Annotated in this window: 9 protein-coding genes; 5 read left to right on the top strand and 4 right to left on the bottom strand. The window is 70.0% G+C overall.

Translation table 11 applies throughout. The features are described 5' to 3' along the window. The first annotated feature begins 94 nt into the window (after positions 1 to 94). From O7621_RS22265 to O7621_RS22255, 3 genes are all read left to right on the top strand, one after another. On the top strand, positions 95 to 1,240 hold the full coding sequence (locus O7621_RS22265) for a LacI family DNA-binding transcriptional regulator (protein ID WP_282231056.1): 1,146 nt from the start codon (positions 95 to 97) through the stop codon (positions 1,238 to 1,240). 169 nt (positions 1,241 to 1,409) lie between these two features. After that, positions 1,410 to 6,881: a carboxyl transferase domain-containing protein gene (locus O7621_RS22260; protein ID WP_282231055.1), complete on the top strand. Its 5,472-nt coding sequence runs from the start codon at positions 1,410 to 1,412 to the stop codon at positions 6,879 to 6,881. A gap of 67 nt (positions 6,882 to 6,948) precedes the next feature. Further along, positions 6,949 to 7,584 carry a TetR/AcrR family transcriptional regulator gene (locus tag O7621_RS22255; protein ID WP_282231054.1) on the top strand — a complete coding sequence of 212 codons (636 nt, stop codon included), beginning with the start codon at positions 6,949 to 6,951 and terminating at the stop codon, positions 7,582 to 7,584. Positions 7,585 to 7,599: 15 nt separating this feature from the next. Here the strand turns inward: O7621_RS22255 and O7621_RS22250 are convergent, their stop codons facing one another. After that, positions 7,600 to 8,748, bottom strand: a complete 1,149-nt coding sequence (locus O7621_RS22250) for an acyl-CoA dehydrogenase family protein (RefSeq protein ID WP_282234686.1) — start codon at positions 8,746 to 8,748, stop codon at positions 7,600 to 7,602. Positions 8,749 to 8,844: 96 nt separating this feature from the next. On the opposite strand from O7621_RS22250, the gene O7621_RS22245 reads away from it, so the two are divergent. Next, the gene (locus tag O7621_RS22245; RefSeq protein ID WP_282231053.1) at positions 8,845 to 9,330 is read left to right on the top strand and encodes a MaoC family dehydratase; all 486 of its coding nucleotides are present in this window, start codon (positions 8,845 to 8,847) and stop codon (positions 9,328 to 9,330) included. Positions 9,331 to 9,395: 65 nt separating this feature from the next. On the opposite strand, the gene O7621_RS22240 is transcribed toward O7621_RS22245, so the two are convergent. Genes O7621_RS22240 through O7621_RS22230 form a run of 3 tightly spaced genes read right to left on the bottom strand, consistent with a single transcriptional unit; the run spans position 9,396 to position 11,462 of the window. Beyond that, positions 9,396 to 9,911 carry a flavin reductase family protein gene (locus O7621_RS22240; protein ID WP_282231052.1) on the bottom strand — a complete coding sequence of 172 codons (516 nt, stop codon included), beginning with the start codon at positions 9,909 to 9,911 and terminating at the stop codon, positions 9,396 to 9,398. Between the two features lie 7 nt (positions 9,912 to 9,918). After that, positions 9,919 to 10,728, bottom strand: a complete 810-nt coding sequence (locus O7621_RS22235; protein ID WP_282231051.1) for a VOC family protein — start codon at positions 10,726 to 10,728, stop codon at positions 9,919 to 9,921. Next, positions 10,725 to 11,462 (bottom strand): enoyl-CoA hydratase/isomerase family protein, encoded by a 738-nt coding sequence (locus O7621_RS22230; protein ID WP_282231050.1) that lies wholly within the window; start codon positions 11,460 to 11,462, stop codon positions 10,725 to 10,727. The genes O7621_RS22235 and O7621_RS22230 overlap by 4 nt, the downstream gene beginning before the upstream one ends. Positions 11,463 to 11,654: 192 nt before the next feature. On the opposite strand from O7621_RS22230, the gene O7621_RS22225 reads away from it, so the two are divergent. Continuing rightward, complete coding sequence (locus O7621_RS22225) at positions 11,655 to 13,178, top strand: ABC transporter substrate-binding protein (RefSeq protein ID WP_282231049.1); 1,524 nt, start codon at positions 11,655 to 11,657, stop codon at positions 13,176 to 13,178. The last annotated feature ends 2 nt before the right edge of the window (positions 13,179 to 13,180 follow it).

The raw sequence follows: 13,180 nt of genomic DNA, 5'->3' as shown, positions 1-13,180 counted from the left end.
AGTTTTACAGCCGCGTAACGCGGTGTCAATCGGTATCGATAACGTTTTCGACTCGGCGGTGACGCGCCGCCGTCGGACCCCTATCATCGTCGACGTGGAGTTCTCGCAGCGTGTGAAGATGTCGGACGTGGCCCGGGCGGCCGGCGTCTCCGTGGCGACGGTATCGAAGGTCGTCAACGGTCGTTACGGCGTTGCGCAGGCGACGGTCGAGCGGGTGCAGCAGGTCATCCACCAGCTGGGGTACGAGGCGAGTCTGGGCGCGCAGAGCCTGCGCAGCCATCGCACCAACGTGCTGGGGATCCTGGTGGCCGAGTTCGAACCCTTCTCCACCGAGCTGCTCAAGGGCGCCTCCAAGCAGGTCGCCGGCACTGGCTACCAACTGCTGGCCTACTCCGGCGGGGACGGGGCGGGCACGGCCGTCGGCTGGGAGCGTCGGTCGCTGGCCCGGCTCTCCGGCACGCTCATCGACGGTGCCGTGATCGTCACGCCGACCGTGGTGGAGACCAAGCAGGGTTTCCACGTGGTGGCGGTCGACCCGCACACGGGCCCGTCCGGCCTGCCGACCGTCGACTCCGACAACTTCGCCGGCGCCATCCTGGCGACCAACTACCTGCTCTCCCTCGGCCACCGCCGGATCGGGCACATCACCGGCCGGACCGACCTGGAGTCGGCACGGCTGCGCGAAGCGGGCTTCCGTCAGGCGATGGTCGACGCGGGCGTCCCGGTGGACGAGACTTTGGTGCGGGTCGGTGGATTCCGCATTGAGAGCGCGGCCGGTGCCGCAGCCGAACTGCTGGCCCTGCCGGATCGACCGAGCGCCATCTTCGCGGGGAACGACCTGTCGGCGATCTCCACCTTGAACGTCGCTCAGGAGATGGGTCTGGCGGTGCCCGACGACCTGTCGGTGATCGGGTTCGACAACATCCCGGAGTCGGCGTCGGTCGAGCCGCCGCTGACCACGATCATGCAGCCCCTGCAGCGGATGGGGGCGGAGGCGTTAGGTTTGCTCGTCGATCTGATCGCCGGTGTCGAGCGGGACACCCACATCCGGCTGCCGACCGAGCTGGTGGTCCGCGCGTCGTGCCGTCCCCACCTTGAGCCGCACGGCGCCGGCGTCCCGGCTGCCGCCGCGGCACCGGCGGCCGCAGCCACTCCGAACGGGGACGCCGCGGCACCGGCATCCGCCCAGGTCGGACCTACCGCGCCGGCACCTACCGCCGCGCCGAGCACGTTGGCCTGAAGGTCCCGGAGAGACGTCCGGCCGCCACCGGCGGCGCAACCGCATCGAGTGACATGGTCGTTACTTAGTCGGACGCCCTATGGTGTTTCCAGCCGGCAGGCGTAAGGGTGATCCTGTCGGAGTCGCATCAGCGACGCGTGGATCGTAGGCGTACCGGAGGGCCGATCGGGTGTTCAGCCGCATTGCCATCGTCAACCGTGGTGAAGCCGCGATGCGGCTCATCCACGCCGTCCGGGAGCTGGCTGCCGAGACCGGGGCGCGAATCGAGACCGTCGCCCTGTACACCGACGTCGACCGTACCGCGACGTTCGTCCGTGAGGCGGACATCGCCTACGACCTCGGGCCGGCGTCCGCCCGGCCGTACCTCAATCTGACGGTCCTGGAACGCGCCCTGGTGGCCACCGGCGCCGACGCGGCGTGGGTCGGCTGGGGTTTCGTCGCCGAGTCCCCGGCGTTCGCGGAGCTGTGCGAGAAGACGGGCGTCACCTTCGTCGGACCGAGCGCGCACGCGATGCGTCAGCTCGGCGACAAGATCGGCGCGAAGCTGATCGCCGAGGAGGTCGGCGTGCCGGTCGCGCCGTGGAGCCGGGGCGCGGTCGAGACTCTGGAGGCCGCCGTGGCGGCGGCGGGTGGCATCGGCTACCCGCTGATGTTGAAGGCGACCGCCGGTGGCGGCGGGCGTGGCATCCGGGTGATCACCAACGAGGCCGAGCTCGTCGACGCGTACGAGCGCACCAGTCAGGAAGCCGCCCGCGCGTTCGGTAGCGGCGTCGTGTTCCTGGAACGGCTGGTCACCGGTGCCCGGCACGTGGAGGTCCAGGTGATCGCCGACGGTCAGGGCACCGCCTGGGCACTCGGCGTACGGGACTGTTCGGTGCAGCGGCGTAACCAGAAGGTGATCGAGGAGTCGGCGTCGCCGGTGCTCAGCCCGGCGCAGGCCGCCGACCTCAAGGCGTCGGCCGAACGACTCGCCGTCGCGGTCGGCTACCGGGGCGCGGCGACCGTCGAGTTCCTCTACCACCCCGGTGACCGCATGTTCGCGTTCCTCGAGGTCAACACCCGGCTGCAGGTGGAGCACCCGATCACCGAGTCCACCACTGGATTCGACCTGGTCAAGGCGCAGCTGCACGTGGCGTCGGGCGGGCGGCTGGAGGGCGACCCGCCGGTGGAGCGTGGGCATGCCGTCGAGGCCCGGCTCAACGCCGAGGACCCGGACCGCGACTTCGCGCCTTCGCCGGGTCGGATCGCCCGGCTGGACCTGCCCGCCGGGCCCGGGATCCGGGTGGACACCGGGGTCAGCGAGGGCGACACCATTCCCGCCGCCTTCGACTCCATGATCGCCAAGATCATCGCGTACGGACGGGACCGTGACGAGGCGCTCGGCCGGCTGCGCCGGGCGATGGCGAACACCACCGTGATCATCGAGGGCGGTGCGACGAACAAGAGCTTCGTGATCGACCTGCTCGATCAGCCCGAGGTGATCGACGCCAGCGCGGACACCGGGTGGATCGACCGGGTCCGCGGTGAAGGCCGGCTTGTCGCGCACCGGCACGTCGCCGTCGCCCTCGCCGCTGCCGCGATCGAGGGCTACGAGGCCGACGAGCGCGTCGAACGGCAGCGACTGCTGGCCACCGCGTCCGGCGGACGTCCACAGGTGCAGCACGCCAGCGGCCGACCGGTGGACCTCAAGCTGCGCAGCGTCGGCTACCGGGTACGGGTGGCGCGTACCGGCGCGTACCGGTTCCGCGTCGGCATCGAGGTGGCAGACGTCGTGCACAGCGCCGACGTCGAGCTGGACCGTTTCGACCGGCACACCGGGCAGATCGTCGTCAACGGCAGCCGGCACCGCCTGGTCACCGCAACGCACGGGCCGGTGCACCTGATTGAGGTCGACGGGGTGACTCACCGGGTCAGCCGCGACGAGGGCGGCGTGCTCCGCGCACCGATGCCCGCCCTGGTCGTCGCGACCCCGGTGCCGGTCGGTGCCGAGGTCGAAGCGGGCACACCGGTGCTGGTACTCGAGGCCATGAAGATGGAGACGGTGCTGCGGGCACCGTTCAAGGCCCGGCTGAAGGAATCCGCCGTGTCGGTCGGAAACCAGGTCGAGGCGGGTGCACCGCTGCTGAGGTTGGAGCCGGTCGTGGACGACGCGGCAGCCGGTACGCACACCGGGTCGGCCGCGCCCGTCGAGCTGGACATGCCCGCCGCGTCCGGGGCACTCCCGCCGGCCGAACGGTGCCGTCGGGGTCAGGAAGGTCTGCGCGGACTGCTCCTCGGCTTCGACGTCGACCCGCACGACGACCGCCGCGTCCTCGACGACTATCTCGTCGCGCGCCAGGCCGCCACCGAGGACGGCGACCGGCCGTTGGCCGCTGAGATCGATCTCATCGAGGTCTTCGCCGACCTCGCCGAACTCAGCCGCAACCGGCCGACTGACGTCGACGGCGGTGACGGGCACGTCCACAGCGACCGCGAGTACTTCCACACCTACCTGCAGAGCCTCGACGTCGAACGGGCCGGCCTGTCGGACGCCTTCCAGGCCAAGCTCGCCAAGGCGCTCAGCCACTACGGCGTCACCGATCTGGAGCGCTCCGCCGATCTCGAAGCCGCTGTATTCCGGATCTTCCTCGCACTGCAGCGTGGCGTCGCCGACGCCACCGTCGTCGCCACACTGCTGCGCGCGTGGCTGCGGGAGCCGCCGCCCGGCAAGTCGTTGCACGAGCCCGCCGGTCTCGCCCTGGAGCGGCTGGTCGCGGCCACGCAGGTCCGCTTCCCGGTGATCGCCGACCTTGCCCGAGGCGTGGTGTTCGCCTGGTTTGCCCAGCCGTTGCTGCGCCGCAACCGGGCCACCGTCTACGCCCGGGTCCGGGCGCACCTGCGTCACCTGGACGCCCATCCGGACACGCCGGATCGCGCCGAACGCATCGCCGACATGGTCCGCAGCACCGAACCGCTGGTCCGGCTACTCGGCCAGCGGATCGTGCGTGACCACCTCGACAACGCGGTCATGCTGGAGGTGCTGACCCGCCGGTACTACGGCAACAAAGGGCTCACCGCGGTCCACGCCCACCAGGTCGCCGGCTGCACCTTCGTGGTCGCCGAGCGGGCCGACTCGAGCGTGGTCACCGCCGCCGTGGCCATCGATGCCCTGGGCACCGCCCTCGACGGGCTCGCCGAGCTTGCCAGTGGCCGGGAGTCCATCGATGCCGATGTCTATCTCGCCTGGGAGAACCAGCCGGAGGATTTCGACGCGATGGCAGCAGCGCTGCTCGACGTCGTCGCCGCGCACCCGCTACCGCCCCAGGTCCGCCGGGTGACCACCACCATCGCGGGGCGCGCCGGCGCGGTCATGCACCACCACTTCACGTTCCGCCCATCGAGCCGGGGAATGGTCGAGGAACGGCTGATCCGCGGCCTGCACCCGTACATCGCACAGCGCATGCAGCTGGAGCGGCTGCGTAAGTTCGACCTGACCCGGCTGCCCTCGCTGGACGAGGAGGTCTACCTTTTCCAGTGCGTCGCGCGGGAGAACCCGTCGGACCAGCGTCTCGTCGCGTTCGCGCAGGTACGCGACCTGACTCAGCTGCGTGACCACGATGGACGCCTGGTGTCGCTGCCGACCACCGAGGACACTGTCGCGGCTTGCCTCGACTCGATCCGCCGGGCCCAGTCGCGCAGACCGTCGAAGACCCGCTTCACCACCAACCGGATCGTGATCTACGTCTGGCCGCCGAACGACCTCACCCGCCAGGAGATGGAGATGATCGCCGGGCGGATGCGCCCGACGACCGCAGGCGCCGGACTGGAGGAGATCCTGTTCATCGGGCGCCAACGAGACCGGGCAACCGGCGAGCTGACGAAGATGGCGGTACGAATCGCCTTCGACGCCACCGGCGGCGCCGAACTGGTCGTCGGCGAGCCGCCGGTCGAGCCGGTCGAGCCGTTGGACGACTACCGGCTGAAGGTGCTGCGGGCAAGCAGCCGCAACACGGTGTACCCGTACGAACTGACCGGCCGGCTCGGCGACTTCGTCGAGCACGACCTTGACGCCGACAACGCGTTGGTGCCGGTCGACCGGCCGAAGGGGGGCAACAGCGCGGCGATCATCGCCGGTGTGGTCAGCACGGCCACCACCCGCCACCCCGAGGGTGTGACCCGGGTCGTGCTGTTCGGCGATCCCACGAAGTCGCTCGGCGCCCTGTCCGAGCCGGAGTGCCGCCGGATCATCGCGGCCCTGGACCTGGCCGAGCGGATGCGGGTGCCGGTGGAGTGGTACGCGTTGTCCGCCGGTGCCCGGATCTCCATGGAGTCGGGTACCGAGAACATGGACTGGGTGGCCGCCGCGCTCAAGCGGATCGTCGAGTTCACCCAGGCCGGTGGTGAGATCAACATTGTGGTCGCGGGCATCAACGTCGGCGCCCAGCCGTACTGGAACGCTGAGGCGACGATGCTCATGCACACCAAGGGCATCCTGGTGATGACGCCGGACTCGGCGATGGTGCTTACCGGCAAGCAGTCGTTGGACTTCTCCGGCGGGGTGTCCGCCGAGGACAACTTCGGCATCGGCGGCTACGACCGGGTGATGGGTCCGAACGGGCAGGCGCAGTACTGGGCGCCGAGCCTGACCGCCGCGCGGGACGTGCTGCTGGCCCACTACGACCACACGTACGTCGTACCGGGCGAAGCCGGGCCCCGGCGGGCGACCACCACCGACCCCACCGACCGCGACGTCTCCACCTTCCCGCACACGGTGGCCGGCAGCGACTTCACCACTGTCGGTGAGATCTTCTCGGCCGAGGCCAACCCGGACCGCAAGAAGCCGTTCGACATCCGGACCGTGATGCGGGCGCTGGCCGACCAGGACCACCCGGTGCTGGAACGCTGGGCGGGCATGGCCGACGCGGACACCGCCGTTGTGCAGGATGTGCATCTCGGCGGCATCCCCGTCTGCCTGCTCGGCATCGAGTCGCGGACGGTGCCGCGGCGTGGCTTTCCGCCCACCGACGGTCCGGACACCTACACCGCCGGCACGCTGTTCCCGCAGTCGTCGAAGAAGGCGGCGCGGGCGATCAACGCGGCCAGCGGTAACCGGCCGCTGGTGGTGCTGGCCAACCTGTCGGGCTTCGACGGCTCGCCCGAGTCGATGCGCAAGCTGCAGTTGGAGTACGGCGCCGAGATCGGCCGGGCGATCGTGAACTTCCGGGGGCCGATCGTGTTCTGTGTGATCTCGCGGTACCACGGTGGCGCGTTCGTGGTCTTCTCGAAGGCGTTGAACCCCGCCATGACGGTGCTCGCGCTGGAAGGTTCGTTCGCCTCTGTGCTCGGTGGTGCTCCCGCCGCCGCAGTGGTGTTCTCCGGCGACGTGGATGCCCGTACCGCGCGCGACCCGCGAATCCGGGACCTGGAGGCGCGGGTGGCCGCGGCGGCCGGGACCGATCGCGCCGCGTTGGCCGCCGAACTCGACGAGTTGCGCTCGTCGGTGCGGGCGGAAAAGCTGGGCGAGGTAGCCACCGAGTTCGACCGGATCCACGACATCCAGCGCGCCGTCGAGGTCGGCTCGGTGGATGCCGTCATCGGCGCCGCCGAGCTGCGCCCGCGGATCATCGCCACCATCGAATCCCGGCTACGGGAGGGGCGGTGACAGCGAACCTTCCGACCGGGCGGTAGGATTGTCGGGCTCCGAGTGGAGCGGGAAGCGGAGGCCACCGATGGCTCGTGCGACGTCCAACCGCCCGGCGGCGACCCGGCGCAGGCAACGCTGGGCCGACGGCTACGACCCGGAGAACACCCGCAAGTCGTTGATCGCCAGCGCGCTGGAACTGTTCGGGCGTCGGGGTTTCGACCGGACGTCGGTACAGGAGATCGCCGACCAGGCCGGGCTGACCAAGGGTGCCTTCTACCACCACTTCGAGAGCAAGGACGACCTGCTGCGGCACATCCAGGAGGAGTACCTGGAGGCGCAACTGGCCGCGATCCAGCAGATCGAGGCCGGCAGCGACGACCCAGTGGTACGGGTGGCGGAGCTGATCCGGTTCAGCCTGACCAGCGTGGCCGAGTACCGGGCACACGTGACGATCTTCTACCAGGAGCGGCGGTACCTCGCCGGAGACATGTTCGCCGAGGTGACGCGCAAGCGGGACGCGGTGGAGGCGGCCTTCGCCGGCATGATCTCCGACGGTATCGCCCGTGGTGTCCTCCGCGCGGACATGGACCCGCGGATCGTCACCTTCGGGCTGGTGGGCATGTGCGCCTGGGCGTACCAGTGGCTCAACGTCGACGGTCCGCTCAGCATCGACGAGGTGGCGCGCCAGTTCAGCGCGATGGTGCTCGATGGTCTTCGCTGAACCGGGTGGGGCCGGTCAGCCGGCGAGCAGCTGGCGGGCCATGACGACCCGTTGCACCTGATTGGTGCCCTCGTAGATCTGGGTGATCTTGGCGTCGCGCATCATCCGTTCCACCGGGAAGTCACGGGTGTACCCGTAGCCGCCGAGCAGTTGGACGGCGTCGGTGGTGATCTTCATCGCCGCGTCGGAAGCGAAGCACTTGGCCGCCGCGCCGAAGTAGGTCAGGTCCGGCTCGCCCCGCTCGGACCTGCCAGCGGCCGCGTAGGTGAGCTGCCGTGCCGCCTCCAGGGTCATGCCCATGTCCGAGAGGAGAAACTGGACCCCCTGGAAGTCGGCGATGGCCCGGCCGAACTGCTGTCGTTGCCGTACGTAACCCAGGGCGTAGTCCAGCGCGCCCTGGGCGATGCCCAGGGCCTGAGCGGCGATGGTGACCCGGGTGTGGTCCAGCGTCCGCATCGCCGTCGCGAAGCCGGTTCCCGGCGCGCCGATGATCCGGTCCGCCGGGAGGCGGACGTTGTCGAGGTACACCTCGCGGGTCGGGGATCCTTTGATGCCGAGTTTGCGCTCCGGTGCGCCGAAGCTGACGCCGGGGTCGGACCTCTCCACCACGAAGGCGGAGATGCCGCGCGAGCGTGCCGCCGGGTCGGTGACGGCGAAGACCGTGTAGTACTCGCTCAGTCCGGCGTTGGTGATCCAGCGTTTGACCCCGTTGAGCACCCAGGAGTCGCCGTCGCGTTCGGCGCGGGTCCGCATGCCGGCCGCGTCGCTGCCGGCGTCGGGTTCGGACAGGCAGTACGAGAACATCGCCTCGCCTCGGGCGACCGGTGGAAGATAGCGCTGCTTGAGGTGCTCGCCGGCGGCGAGCAGCAGCGGCATTGTCCCGAGCTTGTTGCCGGCCGGGATCAGTGACGAGGTGGCACACGCCCGCGCCACTTCCTCGATGACGATCGCGGTGGCGAGTGCGTCCGCACCGGCGCCGCCGTACTCGACAGGGATGTGCGGGGCGTGGAAGTCGGCGGCGCGCAGCGCGTCGTAGGAGGCCTGCGGAAACTCGGCGTTCTCGTCGGCGGCCGCCGCGTGCGGTGCGACCTTGTCGTCGCACACCTGTCGTACGGCCTCCCGTACGGCGGCGTGCTCATCCGGCAGCTGGTACGCCTCGAACACCACGGAACCTCCCTGCTCAGTGATCCGGAGTTTGATGATACCATCCGGTCGGAATGAAGAGGGCCGCCGATGGCCCGTTCGCCAACTGGAGTGACCATGCGAACCGCATCACGGACGATCGTGCGTAGCCCGGGTGACCTGCTCGACCTGGTCGGCACGGAGCTGGGGGCCAGTGCGCCGCAGGTGGTGACCCAGCGGCAGATCGACCAGTTCGCCGACGTCACCGGGGACCACCAGTGGATCCACGTCGACGTCGAGCGGGCGCGGTCCGGCCCGTTCGGCACCACCGTCGTGCACGGATTCCTGACCCTGGCGCTCGTCCCGCGCCTGCTCGCGGACATCCTCGAGGTGCAGACCTTCGCAATGGGCGTCAACTACGGGCTGGACCGGGTCCGGTTCGTCCGGCCGTTGCCGCCCGGTGTGCCGATCCAGGGCACCGCGACGCTGGTGTCGGCCCAGCCGATCGCCGCCGTCCCCGGTACCGGGGACGGCGTGCAGACCAAGGCCTCGGTGACAGTGGAGTTCGCCGACCAGTCGACTCCCTGCTGCGTGGCCGAGATCCTGTTCCGGTACTACAGCTGATCCACGTCGGCCGCTGCTACCGGCACGCGTCGGCGTTCGGCGACGGCGCGGCGTCCCCACCCCGCTCACTCGGTCGCGGTGGCCGACGGACTGACGAACCGCCCCCGGTAGAACGACAACGCCGGCACGCTCGTCGGCTTCAGATGCACGTGGTCGATGTCGAGCAGGAAGATGACGTGGTCACCGCTGGTGATCACCTCGTCGCGTCGTCCGGCGAGCACCGCCGGTGTGCCGGGCAGCAGCGGAACCCCGTCCGGACCGGGCAGCCAGGACACTCCGGCGAGTTTCTCCGCGCCGGTCAGACCGGACGTGGCGAACCGGCGTGCCACGTCCTCCTGGTCCCGGCTGAGGATGTGGATGGCGATCCGGCTGGATCCGACCAAAGTCGAGAAGCTGGACGAGGAGCTGGTCACACAGAACAGCACCTTCGCCGGCTGCAGCGAGACCGAGGTGAACGAGTTCACGGTCAGCGCGGCGACGCCGCCTTGGGCGGTGATCGCGGTGATCGCGGTGACGCCGGTGGGGAAGTGACCACACACCTGACGGAACTCCGTCGAGTCGAACAGTGGCTCGGCCGTCATCGGGAGGTCACCGCCTGGGGGAGGAGTCGTGCCCGGGGCGCAGGCCGCCATCGAGCTGGATGAGGCAAAGTGAATGGCCGCCGGGATCCTTCACCAGGTGAAGACGTCCGTACGGGCTCCGGACCGGGCCGACGGTCGGCGTCCCGCCGAGCGCGCAGACCCGCCGCAGCGCGTCGTCCAGGGAATCCACGGCGAAGTAGGTGATCCACTTCGCCGGGATCAGGTTCGGCCATTCGTTGTCGAGTGCCAGCACGCCGGCGACCGCGACGTCGCCGAGCATCAGCAGGGTGTACGGGCGGGCGGTGGGCGTGTCTGTCGTCCGCCGGGTGACGTAGCCGAACAGGGACCGGTAGTAGCTCACCGAGGTGGCGGGCTCCCCGGTGTTCAATTCGTTCCAGCACAGTGCGCCGACCGAGTTGAGCAGTTGCACACCGGTGCGTGACTCGCCCTGGTAGAGGCCGAACGCGGCGCCGAACGGGTCGATGACGACGGCGCCGGTGCCGGCGGCCGGCAGATATCGCGGCGGGGTGACCAGCTCGCCGCCGAGCTGGACCGCCCGGGAGGCGCTCCGGCTGACGTCGTCGACCGCGAAGTAGACGATCCAGCCCCTTGGTCGGCCGGCGTGCAGCGCGGTGGCGTCGGAGATGCCGGCCACGTCGCGTCCGTCGATGCCACACATCCGGTAGGTGGTGGCACCGAGCCGTTCGGCACGCACCGTCCAGCCGAGTAACGCGCGGTAGAACGGTTCGACCTTGTCCGGATCGGGGGTGGCCAGCTCCACCCAGACGGCCTCGCCAGCCCGGAACCGACCGCTCATCGGTCCGCCCCGCGCGCGGCGACACCGGCGACGATGGTGCGCGCCGAGACGTCGTAGGCGTGATCGGGCCGGCCGGTGGCCCGGCTCGACTCGACGACCTCGACCACCGCTCGCAGCGTGTGGCCGGGTACGGCGAGCAGCGTCTCGACAAGAGCTTCGGTCGCGCGGTCGAGATGGTCGTCGGCGACGACCTCGGCGACCAGCCCCCAGGCGAGCATCTGGTCGGCGGACGCGGTCGTGGCCCCGGTCAGCAGGTGGTAGGCCTGTGGCCGGGGTAGCGCCCGGGCGATCGCGTAGCCGACGCCGGCGGGGGCGAAGCCGAACCGGGCCTCGGGTAGCGACAGGCGGGCGCTGGTCGCGGCGATCGGCAGGTGTACGGCGTCGAGCAGGCCGGCGCCGAAGCCGATCACCCGGCCCCGGACCGCGGTGACCACCGGCACCGGGAGTCGCCGGATCCGCCGCAGTGCGGCGTCGCTTGCGCGCAGGCCGTCCGCCACCGTCTCCGGCGAACTGCCGGCCAGCTCGGTGAACGCCGTGGTGTCCCAGCCGCCGCAGAAGTTCCGGCCGGCCATCGCGAGCTCGACGACCGCGCAGCTGTCAACGGCCGCGGCGGTCTCCAGCGCGTGGACGAGCTCATGCAGCGCGGTGTCGTCGAAGCAATTGCCGCGGGCCGCGTTGTCGTAGCGCACCCGGATGAGGCGTCCGTCGTGCCGAGGGGTGAGGGTAGGGGCCACCGGTGCATCATACATACCGGTCGGTATGTTCACAACGTCGCTGGCTGGCTGGCCTTTGTCACGCGAATGTCATAGTCGAGATACCTGCGCGAACCGTTGACTTGATACCGGCTGGTCGGTACTTTGTGGCGAGCGTCACCGGCGCGCAACGCGGCGACGTGAACGGGTCCATCGCTGTGAAGGACACCCCTGATGATCATGAAAATCCTGCGTTCCCGGCGGCCCCTCGTGGCCGCCGCCGCCATCACTGTCGCCAGCGTCGGCCTGACCGCCTGCGGTGGCACCGAACCCGATGACACCGGGTCGTCCGGCCCGACCATCATCCGTGCGCTGCTCGCGGCCCAGCCCGCCACCCTCGATCCGATCGTCGGTGCGCGCTCCGCCCAGGTGGTCTGGGCGACAATGCTCGAACCACTGATCGACATCGACGAAGACCTCGCGCCCACCGACACCGGTCTGATCACCAACTGGACCCGTACCGACGCCACGACCTGGACGTTCACCGTCCGCCCCGACATCACCTTCAGCAACGGGGAATCGGCCGACGCCGCCGCCGTCGCGAACACCATCACGCTCACCCGCGACACCGAGGGGTCGCCGCTGAAGTCCTACTTCGGCAACGTCACCTCGATCGAGGCAACCGACGACGCCACCGTCGTGGTCACCACCGGCACGCCGCAGTACAACATTCCCGACCTGCTCACCACGGTCTACCTGGTCCCACCGGCCTACTACCAGGAGCAGGGGTCCGAAGGCTTCGCCGCGGCACCAGTCGGCACCGGCCCGTACGTGTGGGCCGGCGCCAACGCCGGCCGCGACATCTCGGTCACCAAGAACCCCGACTACTGGGGCGACGAACCGACGAACGACGGCGTCACCTTCACCTGGGCAAACGAGGCCGCGCAGCGGCTCGCGTTGATCCAGAGCGGGACCGTGGACGTCTCCTTCGACCTACCGCCGGCCCAGGCGCAGGCGGCCGAGGCGGCCGGGGTCGACGTGGTCCGCACCGAGACCGCCATCAAGATCATCGCCTTCCTCGACTCGACCAAGGCTCCGTTCGACGACCCGCAGTTGCGCGAGGCCGCTGCCCTGGCCATCGACCGGGACGCGATCGTCAGCGGCATCTTCGACGGCCAGGCCGCCGCCGACGCCGGACTGCTCAACGTCCGGCCCGGCCAGCAACCGCAGGACAGCGTCACCGCAGACCCGGCGGAAGCCGCGCGACTCGTCGGTGACGCGGCCCCGGCCGTGCAGATCACCTATCCGGCGGCGCAGTACACCAACATCGAGGAGGTTGCCCAGGCCGTGGGCGGCAGCCTCGAACAGGTCGGCTTCACGGTCAGCTACGAGCCGCTCGACTACGGCACCCTGGTGCAGCGGATCATCGGCCGCCAGGTCCCCGGCGTCGCCATCTTCGCCGGAGTACCCAACGTCGCCGTGCCGGACTACTTCGTCAGCGGCTTCATGAAGACCGCGTCGTTGACCGGCAACTGCCCCGACCCGCAGATCGACCAGCTCGCCCAGCAGGCGCTCGAACAGGACAGCGCCGAGCAGGCTGCCCCGATCTACGAGCAGCTCAACACCATCGGAGTGGTCGAGAAGCACTGCTACGTCCCGCTCTACCGGCAGATCTTCAACTACGCGACCGGCCCCGGTGTCACCGGCGTCGACTTCGGTCCGCTGAACACCGTGGACTTCACGAAGACGACCCGCTGACG

The sequence above is a fragment of the Solwaraspora sp. WMMD937 genome (assembly GCF_029581175.1).
Taxonomy (GTDB): domain Bacteria; phylum Actinomycetota; class Actinomycetes; order Mycobacteriales; family Micromonosporaceae; genus Micromonospora_E.
Note: the sequence above shows the minus strand (reverse complement) of the source record. Positions and strands in the feature narration are given on the sequence as shown.